The following is a 20440-nucleotide window of genomic DNA, read 5'->3' as shown; positions in this document are numbered from 1 at the left end:
CGACAGTAAACGCACGGGTCGAGTGGGATGGGAGAGATTATGGGAAGGATGGTTCAAACTGCAAACCATCCTTGAGGGTTATCTGCTGGCCAAGTCTCTCGAGCAAGAGATCTGATCAAGAGACAGGCATAGAGCGCCCCTTTTTTTATGACCTGCGTCGATGCTTTAGAGCACCGCGACGATGGCTTCACACAGCGGCGCCATGTTGTCCGGCGTCATGCCGGCCACGTTCACCCGGCCCGAATTCACGGCGTAGACGCCGAACTCTTCGCGCAGACGCAGCACCTGTTCTTTGGTCAGGCCGCTGAACGAGAACATGCCGTTCTGCTGGATGATGAAGCTGAAGTCCTGCTGCGCGCCTTTCTCCTGCAGGGTATTCACGAACAGCTGACGCATGCGGTGAATGCGCTGGCGCATATCGGTCAGTTCTTGCTCCCACATGGCGCGCAGCGCGTCGTTGCCCAGAATGGTGGCGACAACGGCGGCGCCGTGCGACGGCGGGTTAGAGTAGTTGGCGCGAATCGCCGCTTTCACCTGGCTGAAGGCGCGATCGGCGGTTTCGGCGTCGGCAGCCACAATGGTGCAAGCGCCGACGCGCTCATTGTACAGACCGAAGTTTTTCGAGTAGGAACTGGCGACGATCAGCTCTTTATGTTTAGCGGCGAAAATACGCAGGCCCTGCGCATCCTCTTCCAGACCGTTGGCGAAGCCCTGATAAGCGAAGTCGAACAGCGGCAACCAGCCATTGGCGACGGAAAGCTCAGCCAGTTGGGCCCACTGTTCCGCCGTTGGATCGATACCGGTCGGGTTATGGCAGCAGCCATGGAACAGGACTACGTCGCCGGCCTGCGCCTGTTTCAGGCTGTTCAGCAGGCCGTCGAAATCCAACGCATGGTTGACGGCGTCGTAGTAGGCGTATTCCAGCACTTCCAGGCCCACGGCGCCAAAGACGTTCTTGTGGTTCGGCCAGCTTGGGTTGCTGATCCAGATGCGCTTGGCGTTGGTCTGGTTGGCGATAAAGTCTGCCGCCACACGCAGGCCGCCGGTGCCGCCTGGCGTCTGTGCGGTACGGGCGCGGCCTTCGGCGACGATCGGGCTCTGTTTACCAAATAGCAGCTCTTGCGTGCAGCTGGCGAATGCCGGGATGCCCTCAATGCCGAGATAGTTTTTGGTGGTCTCATTTTCCAGCAGATACTGCTCAGCTTTTTTCACGCTGGTCAGCACCGGGGTTTTACCGGTTTCGTCTTTATAAACGCCAATCCCTAAATTGATTTTATTCGGGCGGGCGTCGGCGCGGAAAATGTCGGTCAGGCCCAGGATCGGGTCGGCGGGTGCGGCGGTGATTTTTTCAAACATGTCAGGTGCTTCCAAATCTCGGAGTTAGGCAGACAGAAGCATCAGGGTAGCGCCAGTTACCGGCTTTGCCAACCGTTTGCGATAAAAACACCGCGATCTTGTGAAGGGGCAGAGTTAGACAGAAAAAATGATGGGGAAGGGGAAATTGGCAGGATAAAAAGTTACCGGCTGACACAAACAAAAACAGGGCCGAAGCCCTGTTTTTTAACTTAGCCGACGGTGAACCGCCGTTAAGTGAGACAACTTAGAACTGGTAAACCAGACCAGTTGCTACGATGTTGTCAGTGCCGATACCGTTGGCTTTGTAGAAGCCATCGTTACCATCCAGCAGGTTGATTTTATAATCAACGTAGGTGGACATGTTTTTGTTGAAGTAGTAAGTGGTACCAACAGAAACATATTTAACCAGGTCTTTGTCGTCACCGTAAGTGGTGCCCAGGTTTTTGCCTTTAGACTGCAGGTAAGACACTTCTGGACGCAGACCGAAGTCGAACTGGTACTGAGCAGTCACTTCGAAGTTCTGAGTTTTATTCGCGATCTGACCGTTGTTGACGTCAGAGTCACCATACGGGGTCATGTTGCGGGTTTCAGAATACATGGTGGCCAGGTAAACGTTGTTGGCGTCGTATTTCGCGCCCACGGTCCAAGCGTCCGCTTTCGTGCCGGTTGCGCCGTGGGAGCCGTTGTTCTGGGTTTCAGTACGGTTGGAAGAGGCGTATGCAGCACCGAAGCTTACACCTTCGCCGATGTCATAAGTAGAGGAGATGCCCCAGCCATCGCCGTTTTGTTTGGTAACGCCGCGACTATCGTTCTCGTTTTTACCCTGGTATTGCAGAGCGAAGTTCAGGCCGTCAACCAGACCGAAGAAGTTGTTGTTACGATAGGTCGCAACGCCGTTGGTACGGCCGGTCATGAAGTTGTCGGAGTTGGTGTAGGTATCGCCACCGAACTCTGGCAGCATATCGGTCCAGCCTTCCACGTCGTACAGTACGCCGTAGTTACGGCCGTAGTCGAAGGAGCCGTAGTCAGCGAATTTCAGGCCGGCGAAGCCCAGACGGGTTTTGTTGCCTTTGTCGCCCTGGCTTTCAGAGTGGTTGGCCTGAACGTTGTATTCCCACTGGCCGTAACCGGTCAGTTGGTCAGTAATCTGGGTTTCACCTTTGAAGCCAAAACGAACATAGGTTTGATCGCCGTCATTACCTTCGTCTTTGGAGAAGTAGTGCAGACCGTCAACTTTGCCGTACAGATCCAGCTTGTTGCCGTCTTTGTTGTAGATTTCAGCTGCGTTTGCTGCACCAGCAGCCAACAGAGCCGGGATTACCACTGCAAGAATGTTGCGCTTCATCATTATTACCCTCATTGGTGTTATTCGGACACCTTTGCCACTGCCGCCAATAATTCTTTGGGAACTATTGTTGATAGATTGGTGTCGTCCTGTGTCTGAACGCAGTGTTCCATTCACAGGCGGGTTAATCTAGGACGAAAATGATACCAATGTCCCAATGAGGTTGCAAAAAGAAAGTATGTGTAACTAAATGTAATTTTTAGGGAACTTTGTGACGTGCGTCAATATTAAAAAATGCGAAAGGCCAGCGATGCTGGCCTTTGTTTTGTAACGAAATCGTTTAAAAAACGTATGATCGTATGAATTAGAAGCTTGCGTTACGTGGTGTGCGCGGGAATGGAATCACATCGCGCACGTTTTGCACGCCGGTGACATAGGCGATTAAACGTTCAAAGCCCAGGCCGAAACCGGAATGCGGCACGGTGCCGTAGCGGCGCAGATCGCGATACCACCAGTAGTCTTCTTTATTCAGCCCCATCTCTTCCAGACGCTGGTCGAGCACGTCCAGGCGTTCTTCACGCTGAGAGCCACCGATGATTTCACCGATGCCCGGCGCCAGCACGTCCATGGCGGCGACGGTTTTGCCGTCTTCGTTCATGCGCATATAGAACGCTTTGATGTCTTTCGGGTAGTTTTTCACCACCACCGGCGCCTGGAAGTGTTTCTCCGCCAGGTAACGTTCATGTTCGGAAGAGAGATCGATACCCCAGGAAACCGGGTTTTCGAAGGTTTGGCCGGAAGCCAGCAGGATCTCAATGGCGTCGGTGTAGTCCACCTGGGCGAAATCGGAAGAGACGAAACGCTCCAGACGCGCGATTGCGTCTTTATCTACGCGCTCGGCGAAGAATTTCAGGTCGTCGGCGCGTTCATCGAGCACCGCCTGGAACACATACTTCAGCATGCTTTCGGCCAGGCCGGCGACGTCGTCCAGCGTAGCGAAGGCCACTTCCGGTTCGATCATCCAGAATTCCGCCAGGTGGCGGCTGGTGTTGGAGTTTTCGGCGCGGAAGGTTGGGCCGAAGGTGTAAACCTTGGACAGCGCGCAGGCGTAGGTCTCGCCGTTCAGCTGGCCGGAAACGGTGAGGAAGGCTTCCTTACCGAAGAAGTCTTCGCTGAAGTCGACGGCCCCTTTGTCGGTGCGCGGCAGGTTTTCCAGATCCAGCGTAGATACGCGGAACATCTCGCCGGCGCCTTCGGTGTCGGAGGCGGTGATCAGCGGAGTGGACACCCAGAAATAGCCATTTTCATGGAAGAAGCGGTGGATCGCCTGCGCCAGGGTATGACGCACGCGCGCCACGGCGCCAATCAGGTTGGTGCGCGGGCGCAGGTGGGCCACTTCGCGCAGGTATTCGATGCTGTGGCGTTTGGCCGCCATCGGATAAGTGTCCGGATCGTCGACCCAGCCGACCACGTTGATCGCGGTGGCCTGCAGTTCGAAGCTCTGGCCTTCGCCCGGTGACGCGACGACCTTGCCGGTGACTTCAACCGAACAGCCGGTGGTCAGGTGCAGCACTTCATCCTGATAATTCGGCAGAGAATTATTAACGACGGCCTGTAACGGATCAAAGCAGGAACCGTCATAGACGGCCAGGAAGGAGATACCAGCTTTTGAATCTCTCCGGGTACGTACCCAGCCGCGTACGGTGACTTCACTGTCAACCGCAGCACGACCTTGCAGTACGTCGACTACAGGCACTACGCTCATAGATTTCTCTCTTTAATAATTTGGTTTAGAAATAGCTTACAACCCAAGAATATGGGGGTAATGGCTATGTTACTTGCCGCAGTGCAGAGCACAAGCAGAAATCATCGGATTGGCGCAACATTTATCGCGGCTGGCTGAAAAGAGGGCGTTCGGGATAAACACAAAAAAGCCGGCGTGCAAACCGGCCGGCTTTTTCTCTCTATATATGAAGAAGGATCAGCTGGCTTTCTTCACCAGCGGCAGATCGAAGGCCTTACGCAGGGCTCTGACGAATGCCTGATCCTGACAGATGGTCTTGCCGGGGCTGTCGGAGAGTTTGGCCACCGGTTTGCCTTTGCACTCGACCAGTTTGATCACGATATTCAGCGGCTTGACGCCCGGAATGTCGCAGGTCAGGCGTGTGCCGATGCCGAAACCGAGATTGATGCGTTGATAGAAGTGGCGATAGAGCGCCAGCGCTTTTTCCAGGTCCAGGTTGTCCGAGAACACCAGCGTTTTGCTCATCGGATCGATGCCCAGCTTCTGATAATGGGCGATGGCTTTTTCGCCCCACTCGACGGGATCGCCCGAATCGTGGCGCAGCCCCTGATAACGTTCGGCGAACTGCGGGCCGAAGTCGCGCAGGAAGGCATCCATGGTGATGCAATCGGTGAGGGCGATGCCGAGCTGATCCGGGTATTCATCCAGCCAGGCTTGCAGCGCTGCGCGCTGGCTGTTGGCCAACACCGGGCTTATCTGCTGATGCGCCTGGAACCACTCATGCGCCTGAGTGCCGACCGGCGTCAGGCCGAGTTGGTGCGCCAGATCGTAATTGCTGGTACCCGACAGGTACGGGAATTCGGCCTGTAATGTGCTGACGATGGCTTGCTGTACACGCTGAGAGAAGCGGCGACGGGTGCCGAAATCCATCAGTTTGAAGCGCGAGAGATCCAGATCGCCCGCCAGCGTCTTGAACTGCGCCAGCTTGGTTTGCAGGTGCGCCACCGCCTGTTCCGGCGTCGCCAGCGGAGAGCGCCGACGGTGCACCACCTCGCTGATCACCGCCAGCAGCGGCACTTCCCACATGATCACTTCCCGCCATGGCCCGGCGATGCGGATTTGCAGCTGGCCGTCGCGGTTGTCGATGGTGACCTGCTGCGGATCGTAGCGGAACGTTCGCAGCCAGTTCAGGTAATCCTGGCGAAAGAAGGGCAGGCCCGAGAGGTAAGCGAATTCGGCGTCGGTCAGCGCCAGCCGGCTCATCAGCGCCACCTGCGCGCGGATCTCGTCGGCATAGTCGCCCAGCAGCTCGTCGCCGCGGCAACGGAATTCCGCCGCCACGCTGATCGCGGGATAGCGATGGAACACTGCTTGCTGCATATGAAGCTTATAAGCGTCGGTATCAAGCAGTGATGTCAAAATCGGGGAAGCGTATTGAGTCATAGCGCGTTACAGCATCCTCGTCAGGCGCGTGTCCAAATCCGGATAATCATAAAAGTGGGGGTGGAGTATACCCGGATTATCCTGTTATTGAAGCTGCATCACACCATAAATCACCAAAGCGGGTCGAGGATTAAACGTGCCTTTATAGCGGCCTGGCGGCGGCGGCGGCGAAAAAAAGCCAGATATGTCTGTAAGGTGAATGACTTAGCCTAATTAGTCATAAAAATTATAATGTTAATTATTTTAAACAGCGGATCAGATAAAGCCGGCCTGGGTATGCACGCTGACCCGATCCTTGCCGTTCTTTTTGCAAAAATAGAGCGCTTCGTCCGCCTGTTTGATCGCCGGCTGCAACGCGGTGAACGTATTGACCGGCGCAATGCCGCAGCTGGTGGTGAAACGCACTTGCCGTCCGTCGGCCAGATTCAGCGTCAGGCGATGAGTACGGGCGCGCAGCTGTTCCATAATGTCCCGCGCGTTGTCCAACGAACAGTTGCCCAGCAGCACCGCGAACTCTTCGCCGCCGTAGCGGCAGAAAATGTCGCTGGCGCGGAACGCGCGCTGCAGCAGGTGGCCGAATGCCACCAGCGCTCGGTCCCCCACGTCGTGGCCGTAGCTGTCGTTGAGCTGTTTGAAATTGTCGATATCGATCAGGCAAAAGGCCTGCGGATAGCTGCCGTTGCCCAGCAGCTGACATTCAAGGAAGAATTTACGGCGGTTGTAGATGTTGGTGAGCGGGTCGAGGAAAGAAGAGGCCTCAAGCTCTTTAATCAGCAGCTGCTTCTCGCTCTCCAGCGAGACCTTGTCCAGTTGATATTGCCTGAGCTGCTGAATGGCGTCGCTGATGGCGATAAGTTCCCGGCTGTAGAAGGCGTCATTGCGATCGATATTCATCTCGCCGCGCGACAGCCGCACGATATTGTTGTGGGTCTTGGTCAGCCAGCGGTTGATGTTGGTGCAGAACACCAGGGCCGGCAGAATGAACAGCAATACCACCAGACCGGCGAGCGCGATCATGCCGTAAATGGTGGTCTGGCTGTCATAAATCTTGTGACGCGAGGCAACGGTTTCCAGCTCGAAGCTGCGTTGATACAGCGCCTGCGAAAGCCCGCTCAGCTCGTTGACATAGCGTGAAATAAGCGCGGCGGGATAGGGTTTTTGGGTATTGATGGCGGTGTATAACCCATCGGTAATTTGCTTGAGGCGTTCGGCCGACACCAGGGCGAGCAACTGATTGACGAGGTCGGTGGTTTGCACGTCGTCGTAGTTGAGCTTCATGAAGATCAATCGGGTGCTCAGCGCGTTCAGAACGCCGGTCAACTGAATGGACTTCAGATAGGCATCTTTGCGATCGAGCGGACTGACGTTGACGTCGATAATCTGATCGCTTAATTCCGTCAGCGACATATTCAGTCGGTTGTTGAGACGGATCGCCTCGAGAAACATAAAGGAGTCGGTATCCACCATTCGGGTATCGTAGGTGTAGCGGTAATAGCTCTTGCTGGTCTGCGAGATGTAATAGGCGCTGTTGATGTTGAACAGATTGGCGTTGGCGTTGTTGACCTGCGAAAGCTGCAGGTTGTCATTATCCAACAGCTGTTCCATCAGGCCGATCATCGACAGCGCGGCGATTTTTTGCCGCACCCCGAGTTGCCTGGCGATCGCATCGTTCAGATGCTCGCGGATCCGGGTGATTTTTTCGCGCGCCAGCCGATCGGCGGCCAAACATTGCGCGCGGGTGATTTGCGGGTCGATCAGGCTCAATCGTTTGAGGCGGTGAGCCTGCAGCGAGGCCTGAAAGGCCTCGGAGATTTCTTTGGCGCGATCGATTTTATACAGGTTGAGCTGGTTGTCGCGGTAGTCGGTATGGGCTTCGAGCAGCTCCTCGACGATGAACAGCGAGAAGGAGGTCATCAGGCACAGGGTAAAAAAATAGATTGCGTATTTGATTTTCATAATGCGAGTCATCCCTGGGCCTGATTCGGCAATTATACCACCATGCCGCCTGCGTCGCCTCAACTATGCCGGCGCGTCCGGACGGCGGTTTTTTAGCATTAAATGCTGATTTTTATTTAGCCATTGGTCACCCGCGCTGTCGGCGGGCGGGCGATTTATGATTTGCCTCTGATTTCTCTCTCGTGGTTGCCCGGCGGCTCTGGGTTTTTCGGCCAGCTGTGATACAGTTTATTCACAATCAGGCCGCCGCGCGCCGCAGGGAACATACCGGCTGCGGTGCGGAGGAGAAGAGCGGCCTGAAACCTATAACTCACTGAGACGTTTAAGGGTTTTTATGACACAACAGCCACAGGCAAAATATCGCCACGATTATCGCGCCCCCGATTACACCACGACCGATATCGATTTGGATTTCAATCTGGACGCGGAAACCACGCGCGTGACCGCCGTCAGTAAAATCAAACGTCAGGGTGCGGCCGGTGCCCCGCTGGTGCTGGATGGCGAAGATTTGACGCTGGTGAGCATTGAGGTCGACGGGCAACCGTGGAGCGCCTACCGTCAGCAGGATAACCAGCTGATCATCGAAGCGTTGCCGGCACAATTCACTCTCACCATCGTCAACGACATTCACCCGGCGAAAAACACCGCGCTGGAAGGGCTGTACCTGTCCGGCGAGGCGCTGTGCACGCAATGCGAAGCCGAAGGCTTCCACCACATTACCTATTATCAGGATCGTCCGGACGTGCTGGCGCGCTTTACCACCCGCATCGTGGCCGACAAGGCGCGCTATCCGTTCCTGCTGTCGAACGGCAACCGTATCGGCCAGGGCGAATTGGCCGATGGCCGCCACTGGGTGCAATGGCAGGATCCGTTCCCGAAACCTTGCTACCTGTTCGCGCTGGTGGCGGGGGATTTCGACGTGCTGCGCGACAGTTTCACCACCCGCTCCGGCCGTAAGGTGGCGCTGGAACTGTTCGTCGATCGCGGGAACCTGGATCGCGCCGACTGGGCGATGACCTCGCTGAAGAATTCGATGAAGTGGGACGAGACCCGTTTCGGCCTGGAATACGATCTCGACATCTATATGATCGTGGCGGTCGATTTCTTCAATATGGGCGCGATGGAGAACAAAGGGTTAAATATCTTTAACTCCAAATATGTGCTGGCGAAGGCGGAAACCGCCACTGACAAGGATTACCTCAACATTGAAGCGGTGATCGGCCACGAATATTTCCACAACTGGACCGGCAACCGCGTGACCTGCCGCGACTGGTTCCAGCTCAGCCTGAAAGAGGGGCTAACGGTGTTCCGCGATCAGGAGTTCAGTTCCGATCTGGGATCGCGTTCGGTCAACCGCATCGATAACGTGCGTGTGATGCGCGGCGCGCAGTTTGCCGAAGACGCCAGCCCGATGGCGCACGCCATCCGCCCGGATAAAGTGATCGAGATGAACAACTTCTACACCCTGACGGTGTATGAAAAGGGTTCCGAAGTGATCCGCATGATGCACACCTTGCTGGGGGAAGCGAACTTCCAGAAAGGGATGCAGCTCTATTTCGAACGCCACGACGGCAGCGCTGCCACCTGCGACGATTTCGTGCAGGCGATGGAGGACGCGTCCAACGTGGATCTGTCGCGCTTCCGCCGTTGGTATAGTCAGTCCGGTACGCCGCTGCTGACGGTGCGCGACGAGTACGACGCACAAACCCAACAGTATCGCCTGCACGTCAGCCAGAAAACCGCGCCGACCGCCGATCAACCGGAGAAATTGCCGCTGCATATCCCGCTGGATATCGAACTGTACGACAGCGAAGGCAACGTCATTGCGCTGCAAAAGGGCGGCCTGCCGGTCAACAACGTGTTGAACGTCATTGAAGCGGAGCAGACCTTCGTGTTCGACGGCGTGGCGCACAAGCCGGTGCCGTCGCTGCTGCGCGAATTCTCCGCGCCGGTGAAGCTGGACTATCCGTACAGCGATCAGCAGCTGACCTTCCTGATGCAGCACGCGCGCAATGAATTTGCGCGCTGGGATGCGGCGCAGAGCCTGCTGGCGACCTATATCAAGCTGAACGTGGCGCGGCACCAGCAGAAGCAGCCGCTGTCGCTGCCGCTGCACGTGGCCGACGCATTCCGCGCGGTGCTGCTGGACGAGAAGCTGGATCCGGCGCTGGCGGCGCAGATCCTGACGCTGCCTTCGGAGAACGAAATCGCCGAGCTGTTTGCGACTATCGATCCGGAAGCGATCGCCGCGGTGCACGAAGCGATCGTCCGTTGCCTGGCACGGGAGCTGGCCGATGAGTGGCTGGCGGTGTACCACGCCAACAAGACCGATGGCTACCGCGTGGAGCACGGCGAGATCGCCAAGCGCGCTTTGCGCAATGTGTGCCTGGGCTACCTGGCGTTCGGCGAAGATGTGGCGCTGGCGGATCAGCTGGTGAGCGAACAGTATCGCCAGGCGGATAACATGACCGATTCGTTGGCGGCGCTGTCTGCTGCGGTCGCGGCCCAGCTGCCGTGCCGCGATGCGCTGCTGGCGGCGTTCGACGAGCGCTGGCATCAGGATGGCCTGGTGATGGACAAATGGTTCGTGCTGCAGGGCGGCAGCCCGGCGGCAGACGTGCTGAGCAAGGTGCGTGCGCTGCTGCAACACCGCTCGTTCAGCCTGGGTAACCCGAACCGCACCCGTTCGCTGATCGGTGGCTTCGCGTCCGGCAACCCGGCGGCATTCCATGCGGCGGACGGCAGCGGCTATCAGTTCCTGGCGGAGATCCTCAGCGATCTCAACCAGCGCAACCCACAGATCGCCGCGCGCCTGATCGAACCGCTGATTCGCCTGAAGCGTTACGACGCGAGCCGCCAGGCGCTGATGCGCAAGGCGCTGGAACAGCTGAAAGGGCTGGAAAACCTGTCCGGCGATCTGTACGAGAAGATCAGCAAGGCGCTCGACGCCTGATCTTTTCGTGCCGTATAGATAAGGGACGGCCTGCGCCGTCCCTTTTTTATCCGTTCAATTCGCCGCCTGGCGCGGGCTGGCCGCAGAGGCCGGCGGCGATAATACCCGTTCCAGCACTTCGGCCTCCAGCTCTGCCAGCCGGGCTGACCCCTTGCGGCGTGGCCGCGGCAGATCGAGGGCCAGGTCCAGCCCGATGCGCCCCTCTTCGATCAGGATCACCCGATCCGCCAGCGCGATGGCTTCGCTGACGTCGTGCGTGACCAGCAGTACGGTAAAACCGTGCTGTTGCCACAGCGTTTCTATCAGCCCCTGCATCTCGATGCGCGTCAGGGCATCCAGCGCTCCGAGCGGTTCGTCCAGCAGCAGCAGGCGAGGGCGGTGGATCAGCGCGCGCGCCAGCGCGACCCGTTGCTTCTGCCCGCCGGACAGCGCCGCCGGCCAGTCGTGGGCGCGATCCGCCAAGCCGACCGCGTCCAGCGCCTGCAGCGCCGCATCGCGCCACTGGCCGCGCAGCCCCAGGCCCACGTTGTCGATCACCGTTTTCCACGGCAGCAGGCGTGCATCCTGAAACATCAGCCGGGTATCCTCTTTAACGGCGGCAAGCGGCGCGTTGCCGCTGAGCAGCACGCCGCTGCTGGCCTGTTCCAGGCCGGCCAACAGGCGCAGCAGGGTACTTTTGCCGCAGCCGCTGCGGCCGACCACCGCCACGAACTGCCCGGCGGAAATGCGCAGCTGAATATTGTCCAGCACCGTGCGGTTGCCGTACCGTTTGCCGATGGATTCCAGCGTCACCGGCGTGCCTTGCGCAAGACGAGCGGGAAGGGTCATAGCGTTTCTCCCTGTTTCAGTTGATAGGCCGGGTGCCAGCGTAACCAGACGCGTTCCAGCAGCTGTGCGCCCACGTCTGCCAGCTTGCCGAGCAGGGCGTACAGCACGATCGCCACCACCACCACGTCGGTTTGCAGGAATTCACGCGCGTTCATCGCCAGGTAGCCGATGCCCGAATTGGCCGAAATGGTTTCGGCGACGATCAGCGTCAGCCACATGAAGCCGAGAGCGAAACGCACGCCGACCATAATCGACGGCAGCGCACCCGGCAGCACCACCTGCGTAAACAGGCGAAACCCACTCAGGCCGTAGCTGCGGGCCATCTCCAGCAGGCCGCGATCGATGTTTTTGATGCCGTGATAGGTATTGAGATAAATCGGGAACAGCGTGCCGAGCGCCACCAGAAAGATCTTGGCGGATTCATCGATACCGAACCACAGGATCACCAGCGGGATCAGCGCCAGGTGCGGCACGTTGCGGATCATTTGCACCGAGCTGTCCAGCAGGCGTTCGCCCCAGCGCGACAGCCCGGTAATAAAGCCGAGGGTAAGCCCGATGCTGCCGCCGATGCCAAAGCCAATCAACGCGCGCCGGCTGCTGATGCTCAGATGCTGCCACAGTTCGCCGCTTTGGCTCAGGCGCCAAAAGGCAGCCAGTACCGCGCTCGGCGCCGGCAAAATGCGGTTGGACAGCCAGCCGGTTTCCACGGCGAGCTGCCAGACGATCACCAGCACCAGCGGCAGCGCCCAGGGAGCCAGCCGATACAGAATGCGTTGCGCGTGATTTGCCATCGGGGTGCTCCTCAGCTCTGCGACACTTTTTGCGGAACATAAATGTTGGCCACCACTTCCCCGTGCGGACGCACCGGTTGAAGGCGCGCGGGCGTTTCCTCCTGCGCCAGATCGAGGTGCGGGAACAGCAGTTCACCGACGCGGTAGGCTTCTTCCAGATGCGGATAGCCGGAGAGAATAAAGGTGTCGATGCCCAGCTCGGCATATTCCCGCATGCGCGCCGCAACCGTCGGGCCGTCGCCCACCAGCGCGGTGCCTGCGCCGCCGCGCACCAGGCCGATGCCGGCCCACAGGTTCGGGCTGATCTCCAGGTTATCCTTTTTGCCGCCGTGCAGCGCCGCCATGCGCCGTTGGCCGACGGAGTCGAAGCGTGCAAAGGCCTGCTGCGCGTTGGCGATGGTTTCCTCATCGAGGTGCGCGATCAGCCGATCGGCGGCGCGCCAGGCCTCTTCGGTGGTTTCCCGCACGATGACATGCAGGCGGATGCCGAAGCGTACCTGGCGGCCTTTCGCCGCCGCTTTGGCGCGCACCTCTGCGATTTTCTCTTTGACCTGCGCCGGCGGTTCCCCCCAGGTGAGGTACATTTCTACCTGCTCGGCGGCCAGATCCTGCGCGGCGGCGGAGGAGCCGCCGAAATAGAGCGGCGGGCGCGGCTGCTGCACCGGCGGGAACAGCAGTTTGGCGCCTTTTACCTGAATATGCTTGCCGTCGAAATCGACGGTTTCGCCTTCCAGCACCCGGCGCCAGATGTGGGTGAACTCGGTCGAGGCTTCGTAGCGTTCTTCATGGCTGAGGTGCAGCCCCTCGGCCGCCAGCTCTTCCGGATCGCCGCCGGTGACCAGATTGAACAGCACACGCCCGTTGGACAGGCGATCCAGCGTCGCCGCCTGGCGCGCCGCCAGCGTAGGGGAGATGATGCCCGGCCGCAGCGCGACCAAAAACTTCAGCCGCTGGGTAACCGGGATCAGCGAGGCGGCCACCAGCCAGGAGTCTTCGCACGAGCGGCCGGTGGGGATCAACACGCCGCCGAATCCCAGCCGATCCGCCGCCTGGGCGATCTGTTGCAAATAACCGTGATCGACGCTGCGTGCGCCCTGTGCGCTGCCGAGATAGTGGCCGTCGCCGTGGGTGGGTAAAAACCAGAAAACGTTCAGGCTCATCGTCAATGTTCTCCCATTGTTTATTGCGCGCTTGGGCGCCAGATGCGTTGCGAAATGTCGACCTTCACCGGCACCAGCCGGTTGGCGTAAAACAGGTCGGCGGTTTGCTGCTGCGCAGCGATGGTATGCGCATCGAGCGGTGTGATGGCGGTCGGCGGGCGATGATCCAGATAGCTGGCGATCACCGCCTCCGGCAGCCCCATGGCGTTGGCCAACAGGGTCACGCTTTGCGCCCGGTCGCTGCGGGTGAGCGCGTCGGCCTGGGTCAGCACCGCCAAGACCTGGCTGATAAAGGCACCGTTGGCTTCGACATAGGGGCGCGCCGCCAGATAGAAGGAACCGGTCTGGTTCAGATTGGTGCCGTCGCCGAGCACCCGCACGCCGCCCTGCAGCAGCGCGGCGGAATAGTAAGGATCCCAGATGGCCCAGGCGTCGACGTTGCCCTGCTGGAAGGCGGCGCGCGCATCGGCGGGCGTCAGATAGGCAGGCTGGATATCGGTGAACTGCAGGCCGGCCTTTTGCAGCGATCGCAGCAGCAGATTGTGCGAGCTGGATCCTTTCTGGAAAGCGACCTTATGGCCTTTCAGATCGGCGACGGTTTTGATCGGGCTGTTTTCCGGCACCAGGATCACTTCCGCCTTGGGTTTAGGCGGCTCGACGCCGACATACAGCAGATCCGCACCGGCGGCCTGTGCGAAGATCGGCGGAATATCGCCGGTGCTGCCCAGATCGATGCTGCCAACGTTCAAGGCCTCCAGCATCTGTGGTCCGGCGGGAAACTCGATCCAACTGATGCGGGTAGCGGGGAAGCGTTCCTCCAGCAGCCGGTGGCTCTTCGCCAGCACCAGGCTGACCGATCCTTTCTGGTAGCCGATGCGGAACTGCGCCGGATCCTGCGCTGCGGCGGCGTTGGCCCAGACCAGCGACAGCAGGCCGGTGAGGGTGGCGGCGCTCAGCCAGCGCCGTAAAGCGATGCGTTCTTTCATTCGGGCTCTCCTTTTCCAGGCGTTCAGGCGGTCTGACGCGCCGCCAGCGATGAGGCGACGTGCAGCGCAGGCGGTTTGCGGCGGCCAAGCGCCAGATAAAAACTGGCCAGCGCCTCCTCCAGCCGGGCGGCGACGGCGTCGGTGAGCGTGGCGCCTTCACCGGTCAGCTGGATCTGGCTGTCGTCGGCGAACACGCCGTGCAGCACCTCTTGCGCTTTCAGCGCCGCCAGCACCGGTTTCAGCGCATAGTCCACCGCCAGCATGTGGCCGACCGAACCGCCGGTCGCCAGCGGCAGCACCACCTTATGATCCAGAGCGCGTTCCGGCAGCAGATCCAGCAGGGTTTTCAGCGCGCCGGAGAATGAGGCTTTATAGACCGGCGTGGAAATCAGCAGGCCGTCGGCCTGAGCGAGCTGGTTGGCAAACGCCTTGATCGCCGGGCTGTTGAAGTTGGCGTACAGCAGATCTTCGGCCTCGAAGTCGTGCAGGGTATAGGCCGTCACCTCCACCCCTTGCTGCCGCAGCCAGTTCTGACTCAGCGAGAGCAGCGCTGCGGAACGTGATGGGATGCGTGGGCTGCCGGCCAGGGATATAACGCGCATTGCCACTCCTTATAACTAAAAGTTAGGTTTAATTAGAAAATCAACAGGAAGTGTTTTAAACCTACCAGCAACCGGGCGCGTTTTTTAAATCTCATTTTTTGATTTGGATATGCGCAAAAGCGGATTGGCGCCGATTTGGCGGCGAAGAGAGAAAACGGTTGCGTAAAAACGGCTTTTTTTGCCTTTAATCAATTCCAATTGGGCGGGGGATACCGGATAATACGCCCCCGGTTTGCAACCGGGAAATCAGGAGAGTCCATGTACTACCCCCTCATCAGGAAAGCGTTGTTCCAGCTCGATCCGGAGCGCGCGCATGAAGTGACCTTTCGTCAGCTCAGCCGTATTACCGGCACCCCATTAGCGTTTCTTGTCCGCCAGTCCGTGCCGACCAAACCGGTCAGCTGCATGGGGCTGTCGTTTAAAAACCCGCTGGGATTGGCCGCCGGTCTGGATAAAAACGGCGAGTGCATCGATGCGTTCGGCGCGATGGGCTTCGGCCACGTGGAGGTCGGCACCGTGACGCCGCGCCCGCAGCCAGGCAACGACAAGCCGCGCTTGTTCCGCGTGGTTGAGGCGGAAGGCCTGATCAACCGCATGGGGTTCAATAACCATGGCGTGGACAATCTGGTTGAAAACGTTAAGAAATCCCATTTTGGCGGTATTCTCGGGATCAATATCGGCAAGAATAAAGACACCCCGGTTGAGCAGGGTAAAGACGATTATCTGATCTGCATGGATAAAGTTTATCCGTATGCCGGTTATATCGCGATTAACATCTCTTCACCGAATACGCCGGGGTTACGATCCTTACAGTATGGCGAAGCGCTGGACGATCTTTTGGCTGCGATTAAAAATAAGCAGCAGGAATTACATGCGCGCCATCACAAATATGTGCCGGTGGCGGTAAAGATCGCGCCGGATCTTTCAGAAGAAGAATTGATCCAAATTGCCGATAGCCTGGTGCGGCATAATATCGATGGCGTGATCGCCACCAATACCACGCTGGATCGAAAATTGATCCAGGGGCTGAATTACTGTGAACAAGCGGGCGGGCTAAGTGGGCGTCCGTTGCAATCACGCAGCACCGAAGTGATCCGTCGTCTCTCCAGCGAACTGCAAGGGCGCCTGCCGATTATCGGCGTGGGCGGTATCGACTCGCTGACGGCGGCGCGCGAAAAAATGGAGGCCGGTGCGAGCCTGCTGCAAATTTATTCCGGATTTATCTATCATGGCCCGCGCTTGATTAAAGATATCGTTACCCATATCTAATCTTTTTCCTTTCATTTTATTCCGGGGGTTTATTTCTGCCCCCGGCTCGTCTATATTTTGTTCGTTAGCATAAATATCGTTCGCGGAATTATCCGATGTTTAAGCAACGTTATCGGTGATAAAATCGCCTTTTAGGGTGAGTGCGGCGTTGGCATAGGCAGCGAGAAGGATACGAAATGAAGATAAAACCTGACGATAATTGGCGTTGGTATTTTGATGCCGAACACGATCGGCTAATGCTGGATTTAGCTAATGGTATGATCTTTCGCTCACGTTTCCCGGCTAAAATGTTAACGCCGGACGCTTTCGATGAATGCGCTTTTTGCGTAGACGACGCCGCCCTTTATTTCACCTATGAAGAACAGTGCAAACAGGTCAAACTGAGTCATGAGCAGCGCGCCGAGCTGGTGTTGAATGCGCTGGTCGCCTACCGCTTTCTGAAACCGCTGATGCCGAAGAGCTGGCATTTTTCGCAGCAGCACTACCCGTTGCAACCGAAAAACGGCGAGCTGGCGGCGGTGAAAGTGATGGAAAGCGGCGCGGAAGCGCGCCTGCTGGTGGTGGAGGCCGGGGATAACGCCAGCCTGTGCCTGCTGGCGCAAAATCAGCTGACGGTCGCCGGCCGCACCATGGTATTGGGCGACGCCATCAAGGTGATGCACGATCGGCTGAAACCCTGCGCGCAGGATGAAAGCGCCGCCCCGGCTTACGACAGGGCGGTATAAGGCGGATTACGCCAACGTCAAATCACTTTTCGGGATGCAGCTGCAGCACAGGATGGTGCCGTTGTCGCCCAGTGCGCTTTTCTTCAGGGGCGCGACTTCACCGCTCAGCAACGTAATGCGGCAACTGCCGCAAATCCCGGCGCGGCAGGAGTAAGGTACGCGGATGCCTTGCTGTTCCAGCTGCTCGAGCAGGATCTGCTGGTTGTTGCCGGTAAACACCTTTCCTTCGTATTCGATAGTGACGCTGTGCTCGCTGTCTTGCGGCGCTTGCACGCTCTCCACCACTTTGCCGGCGCCATAAGGGCGCGGCGGCTTGGTCGACAGCACTTCCACCGTATCGCCCACGCGGATGATGCCGCTGTTGCGCGCGATCATGTTCTGGCCGAAGTCGATGTCGCCGTTGTCGGCGGAGCGGAATTTTTGCAGCGTGCTCAGCGGTTCGCCGCTCGGGTGTTTGCGGCCGCGTTCGGTGCTGACGGTGGTGAGCACGCAGCGGCTGCAGGGTTTCACCAGATCGAACATGACATCGCCTACGCGGATCACCTGCCAGCCGTCTTCGGCCCAGGCGGTAGCGCCACTCACCACCAGATTGGGACGGAACTGCTCCAGCTTGATGCTGCCGGGGCAGCGCTGCTGCAGATCGTTGAACGAAGCCTGATTAATCAGCAAATAAGGATAGCCGTCGGCAAAGGTCAGCGGGATTTCAGGGTGCTTCTTCACTCGGCGGGTCAACTCCGGCCCCAGCCAGCGTAGCTGCACGTCGCGCTGGAAATAGCCGCTCAGCCAGCGGTTGATCTCATCCGGCGCGATCAGCGCGGTGAAATGGTTGCCCCACACTTCGGTCGGCTGCGGCGCGGCGGCGAAGTCGCTGAAGCGAATGGCGGCGCTTTCGCCGTCCGGCGCGGTCAGAAACAGCCCGTCCGGCAGCAGCGCCGGCGTGAACAGCACCAGCTGCGGGTATTGGCGCGCGGTAATAAAGGTGCCATCCGGTTCGGTGAGCATAAAGTTGCGGTCGAAGGCCAGACCGCTGCTGCCAGCCTGGGCGTAAGAAAGCTGCAGGCCGCGCAGTGATTTAACCGGATGGACGTAGAGTCTGGAAAGCGTGATCACCCTTATCTCCGTGCGATTATTAAATAGAAGGGAGCAACTTTATGACAAGCGGTGCGGATTAGCTATAATGCGCAACAATTTTCTTTTTGGTGATAAGCACGATATGAACTCTCTGTTTGCCAGCACGGCGCGTGGATTGGAAGAACTGTTAAAAAGCGAGCTGGAAGCGCTTGGCGCTCACGACTGCAAAGTGGTGCAGGGTGGGGTACATTTTCAGGGTGACGATCGTCTTCTGTACCAAAGCCTGCTGTGGAGCCGCCTGGCTTCGCGCATTCTGTTGCCGCTGAACGAATTCCGCGTGCACAGCGATCTGGATCTGTACCTCGGGGTGCAGGCGATCGACTGGCCGAGCATTTTTGGCGTGGATAAAACCTTTGCCGTGCATTTCAGCGGTGTGAACGAAGAGATCCGCAACAGCCAGTATGGCGCGCTGAAGGTGAAAGACGCCATCGTCGACAGCTTCACCCGCAAGCTCGACCAACGTCCGACGGTTGCCAAGCAGCAGCCGGATATTCGCGTTAACGTGTTCCTGCAACGCGATATGGCCAGCGTGGCGCTCGATCTGAGCGGCGAAGGCCTGCATCAGCGCGGTTACCGCGATCTCACCGGCCAGGCGCCGCTGAAGGAAAACCTGGCGGCCGCCATCGTACTGCGTTCCGGCTGGCAGCCGGGCACGCCGATGCTCGATCCGATGTGCGGTTCCGGCACGCTGTTGATCGAAGCGGCAATGATCGCTGCCGATCGCGCGCCGGGCCTGCACCGCCAACACTGGGGCTTCAGTGCCTGGAACGGCCACAGCGCCGAACTGTGGCGTGAAGTCACCACCGAAGCGCAGGTGCGCGCACGCCGTGGCCTGCAGGAAACCGCCTCCCGTTTCTTCGGTTCCGATATCGATCGCCGGGTGATTGAAATGGCGCGCGGCAACGCCCGCCGCGCCGGCGTCGCCGAGCTGATCACCTTCAACGTCGGCGACGTGGCGCGCCTGACCAATCCACTGCCGGAAGGCCCGCACGGCACCGTAATCAGCAACCCGCCGTACGGTGAACGTCTGGAAAGCGAACCGGCGTTGATCGCGCTGCACAACATGCTGGGGCGCGTGATGAAAAGCGCCTTCGGTGGCTGGCAGCTTTCGCTGTTCAGCGCCTCGCCGGAGCTGTTGAGCTGCCTGCAGCTGCGCGCCGAGCGCCAGTTCAAGGCGAAAAACGGCCCGCTGGAGTGCGTGCAGAAAAACTATCAGCTGGCGGCGAACCCGGCCGGCGCCACTACCGGCGGCGTGCAGGTGGCGGAAGATTTCGCCAACCGTCTGCGCAAGAACTTGAAGAAGCTCGACAAGTGGGCGAAACAGCAGGGCATTGAATGCTACCGCCTGTACGATGCCGATCTGCCAGAATACAACGTCGCGGTGGATCGCTATGGCAGCAAAGTGGTGGTGCAGGAATATGCGCCGCCGAAAACCGTCGATGCGCAAAAAGCGCGTCAGCGCCTGTTCGATGTGATCAACGCGACGCTGGCGGTGCTGGAGTTGCCGTCGAATCAGCTGATCCTGAAAACCCGCGAGCGGCAGAAGGGCAAGAACCAGTACGAGAAGTTGGCGCAGAAGGGCGAGTTCCTGCTGGTGGAAGAGTATAACGCCAAGCTGTGGGTCAACCTGACCGACTATCTCGATACCGGCCTGTTCCTCGATCACCGCATCGCACGCCGCATGCTGGGCGAGATGAGTAACGGCAAGGACTTCCTGAACCTGTTCGCCTATACCGGCACCGCCAGCGTGCATGCCGGGCTGGGAGGCGCGCGCAGCACCACCACGGTGGACATGTCGCGTACCTATCTGGAATGGGCGGAGAAGAACCTGCGCGCCAACGGCCTGACCGGCCGCCAGCATCGGCTGATCCAGGCCGACTGCCTGTCGTGGCTGAGCAACGCCAACGAACAGTTCGATGTGATTTTCATCGATCCGCCGACGTTCTCCAACTCCAAGCGGATGGAGAACACCTTTGACGTGCAGCGCGATCATCTGGCGCTGATGAAAGATTTGAAACGGTTGCTGCGCCGCAACGGGACCATCATGTTCTCGAACAACAAGCGCGGTTTCCAAATGGATATGGCAGGGCTGAGCGCGCTGGGCCTGGAGGCGAAAGAGATCACCGCCAAGACGCTGTCGCAGGACTTTGCCCGTAACCGTCAGATCCACAACTGCTGGCTGGTGACTCACGCCGGCGAAGGAAAATAATT

Annotated in this window: 15 protein-coding genes; 4 read left to right on the top strand and 11 right to left on the bottom strand. The window is 58.8% G+C overall.

The features are described 5' to 3' along the window. Window positions 1-165: 165 nt before the first annotated feature. The 5 genes from M6G53_RS14745 to M6G53_RS14725 form a co-directional block, all read right to left on the bottom strand. Window positions 166-1356: an amino acid aminotransferase gene (locus M6G53_RS14745; protein WP_253332525.1), complete on the bottom strand. Its 1191-nt coding sequence runs from the start codon at window positions 1354-1356 to the stop codon at window positions 166-168. Window positions 1357-1600: 244 nt separating this feature from the next. Further along, entirely contained in the window at window positions 1601-2704 is a 1104-nt protein-coding gene (gene ompC, locus M6G53_RS14740) for a porin OmpC (protein WP_301286219.1), read from the bottom strand. 301 nt (window positions 2705-3005) lie between these two features. Further along, the gene (gene asnS / locus M6G53_RS14735; protein WP_253332523.1) at window positions 3006-4406 is read right to left on the bottom strand and encodes an asparagine--tRNA ligase; all 1401 of its coding nucleotides are present in this window, start codon (window positions 4404-4406) and stop codon (window positions 3006-3008) included. A gap of 216 nt (window positions 4407-4622) precedes the next feature. Beyond that, complete coding sequence (pncB, locus tag M6G53_RS14730) at window positions 4623-5828, bottom strand: nicotinate phosphoribosyltransferase (protein WP_253332521.1); 1206 nt, start codon at window positions 5826-5828, stop codon at window positions 4623-4625. Between the two features lie 255 nt (window positions 5829-6083). After that, window positions 6084-7784: a GGDEF domain-containing protein gene (locus tag M6G53_RS14725; protein WP_253332519.1), complete on the bottom strand. Its 1701-nt coding sequence runs from the start codon at window positions 7782-7784 to the stop codon at window positions 6084-6086. A gap of 334 nt (window positions 7785-8118) precedes the next feature. Here M6G53_RS14725 and pepN point away from each other — a divergent pair, with 334 nt between their 5' ends. Continuing rightward, window positions 8119-10737, top strand: coding sequence for an aminopeptidase N (pepN, locus tag M6G53_RS14720; RefSeq protein WP_253332517.1), 2619 nt, complete (start codon window positions 8119-8121; stop codon window positions 10735-10737). 54 nt (window positions 10738-10791) lie between these two features. On the opposite strand, the gene ssuB is transcribed toward pepN, so the two are convergent. Genes ssuB through ssuE form a run of 5 tightly spaced genes read right to left on the bottom strand, consistent with a single transcriptional unit; the run spans window position 10792 to window position 15104 of the window. After that, window positions 10792-11565, bottom strand: coding sequence for an aliphatic sulfonates ABC transporter ATP-binding protein (ssuB, locus tag M6G53_RS14715; protein ID WP_253332515.1), 774 nt, complete (start codon window positions 11563-11565; stop codon window positions 10792-10794). Beyond that, entirely contained in the window at window positions 11562-12356 is a 795-nt protein-coding gene (gene ssuC / locus M6G53_RS14710; RefSeq protein WP_253332513.1) for an aliphatic sulfonate ABC transporter permease SsuC, read from the bottom strand. The genes ssuB and ssuC overlap by 4 nt, the downstream gene beginning before the upstream one ends. Window positions 12357-12367: 11 nt before the next feature. Next, window positions 12368-13516 carry an FMNH2-dependent alkanesulfonate monooxygenase gene (ssuD, locus tag M6G53_RS14705; RefSeq protein ID WP_253332511.1) on the bottom strand — a complete coding sequence of 383 codons (1149 nt, stop codon included), beginning with the start codon at window positions 13514-13516 and terminating at the stop codon, window positions 12368-12370. A 20-nt stretch (window positions 13517-13536) separates the two neighbouring features. After that, on the bottom strand, window positions 13537-14502 hold the full coding sequence (locus M6G53_RS14700) for a sulfonate ABC transporter substrate-binding protein (protein WP_253332509.1): 966 nt from the start codon (window positions 14500-14502) through the stop codon (window positions 13537-13539). 23 nt (window positions 14503-14525) lie between these two features. Beyond that, window positions 14526-15104 (bottom strand): NADPH-dependent FMN reductase, encoded by a 579-nt coding sequence (gene ssuE, locus M6G53_RS14695; protein WP_253332507.1) that lies wholly within the window; start codon window positions 15102-15104, stop codon window positions 14526-14528. 258 nt (window positions 15105-15362) lie between these two features. On the opposite strand from ssuE, the gene pyrD reads away from it, so the two are divergent. After that, a complete protein-coding gene (pyrD, locus tag M6G53_RS14690) occupies window positions 15363-16373 on the top strand; it encodes a quinone-dependent dihydroorotate dehydrogenase (protein ID WP_253332505.1) in 1011 nt (336 codons plus the stop codon). A 176-nt stretch (window positions 16374-16549) separates the two neighbouring features. After that, window positions 16550-17098 (top strand): cell division protein ZapC, encoded by a 549-nt coding sequence (locus M6G53_RS14685; protein WP_004928171.1) that lies wholly within the window; start codon window positions 16550-16552, stop codon window positions 17096-17098. A gap of 6 nt (window positions 17099-17104) precedes the next feature. On the opposite strand, the gene M6G53_RS14680 is transcribed toward M6G53_RS14685, so the two are convergent. Further along, window positions 17105-18208 (bottom strand): YcbX family protein, encoded by a 1104-nt coding sequence (locus M6G53_RS14680; RefSeq protein WP_253332502.1) that lies wholly within the window; start codon window positions 18206-18208, stop codon window positions 17105-17107. 103 nt (window positions 18209-18311) lie between these two features. Between M6G53_RS14680 and rlmKL the strand changes: the two genes are divergently transcribed. After that, window positions 18312-20438 carry a bifunctional 23S rRNA (guanine(2069)-N(7))-methyltransferase RlmK/23S rRNA (guanine(2445)-N(2))-methyltransferase RlmL gene (gene rlmKL, locus M6G53_RS14675; RefSeq protein WP_253332500.1) on the top strand — a complete coding sequence of 709 codons (2127 nt, stop codon included), beginning with the start codon at window positions 18312-18314 and terminating at the stop codon, window positions 20436-20438. Window positions 20439-20440: the final 2 nt, after the last annotated feature.

This window comes from Serratia nevei (assembly GCF_024160145.1).
Taxonomy (GTDB): domain Bacteria; phylum Pseudomonadota; class Gammaproteobacteria; order Enterobacterales; family Enterobacteriaceae; genus Serratia; species Serratia nevei_A.
This window is presented reverse-complemented; position numbering and strand designations above follow the sequence as displayed.

What these genes read in the sequence shown, in the direction of transcription:
- M6G53_RS14745 (WP_253332525.1), bottom strand. Translation starts at nt 1,356, where the DNA reads ATGTTTGAAAAAATCACCGCCGCACCCGCCGACCCGATCCTGGGCCTG.
- ompC (WP_301286219.1), bottom strand. Translation starts at nt 2,704, where the DNA reads ATGATGAAGCGCAACATTCTTGCAGTGGTAATCCCGGCTCTGTTGGCT.
- asnS (WP_253332523.1), bottom strand. Translation starts at nt 4,406, where the DNA reads ATGAGCGTAGTGCCTGTAGTCGACGTACTGCAAGGTCGTGCTGCGGTT.
- pncB (WP_253332521.1), bottom strand. Translation starts at nt 5,828, where the DNA reads ATGACTCAATACGCTTCCCCGATTTTGACATCACTGCTTGATACCGAC.
- M6G53_RS14725 (WP_253332519.1), bottom strand. Translation starts at nt 7,784, where the DNA reads ATGAAAATCAAATACGCAATCTATTTTTTTACCCTGTGCCTGATGACC.
- pepN (WP_253332517.1), top strand. Translation starts at nt 8,119, where the DNA reads ATGACACAACAGCCACAGGCAAAATATCGCCACGATTATCGCGCCCCC.
- ssuB (WP_253332515.1), bottom strand. Translation starts at nt 11,565, where the DNA reads ATGACCCTTCCCGCTCGTCTTGCGCAAGGCACGCCGGTGACGCTGGAA.
- ssuC (WP_253332513.1), bottom strand. Translation starts at nt 12,356, where the DNA reads ATGGCAAATCACGCGCAACGCATTCTGTATCGGCTGGCTCCCTGGGCG.
- ssuD (WP_253332511.1), bottom strand. Translation starts at nt 13,516, where the DNA reads ATGAGCCTGAACGTTTTCTGGTTTTTACCCACCCACGGCGACGGCCAC.
- M6G53_RS14700 (WP_253332509.1), bottom strand. Translation starts at nt 14,502, where the DNA reads ATGAAAGAACGCATCGCTTTACGGCGCTGGCTGAGCGCCGCCACCCTC.
- ssuE (WP_253332507.1), bottom strand. Translation starts at nt 15,104, where the DNA reads ATGCGCGTTATATCCCTGGCCGGCAGCCCACGCATCCCATCACGTTCC.
- pyrD (WP_253332505.1), top strand. Translation starts at nt 15,363, where the DNA reads ATGTACTACCCCCTCATCAGGAAAGCGTTGTTCCAGCTCGATCCGGAG.
- M6G53_RS14685 (WP_004928171.1), top strand. Translation starts at nt 16,550, where the DNA reads ATGAAGATAAAACCTGACGATAATTGGCGTTGGTATTTTGATGCCGAA.
- rlmKL (WP_253332500.1), top strand. Translation starts at nt 18,312, where the DNA reads ATGAACTCTCTGTTTGCCAGCACGGCGCGTGGATTGGAAGAACTGTTA.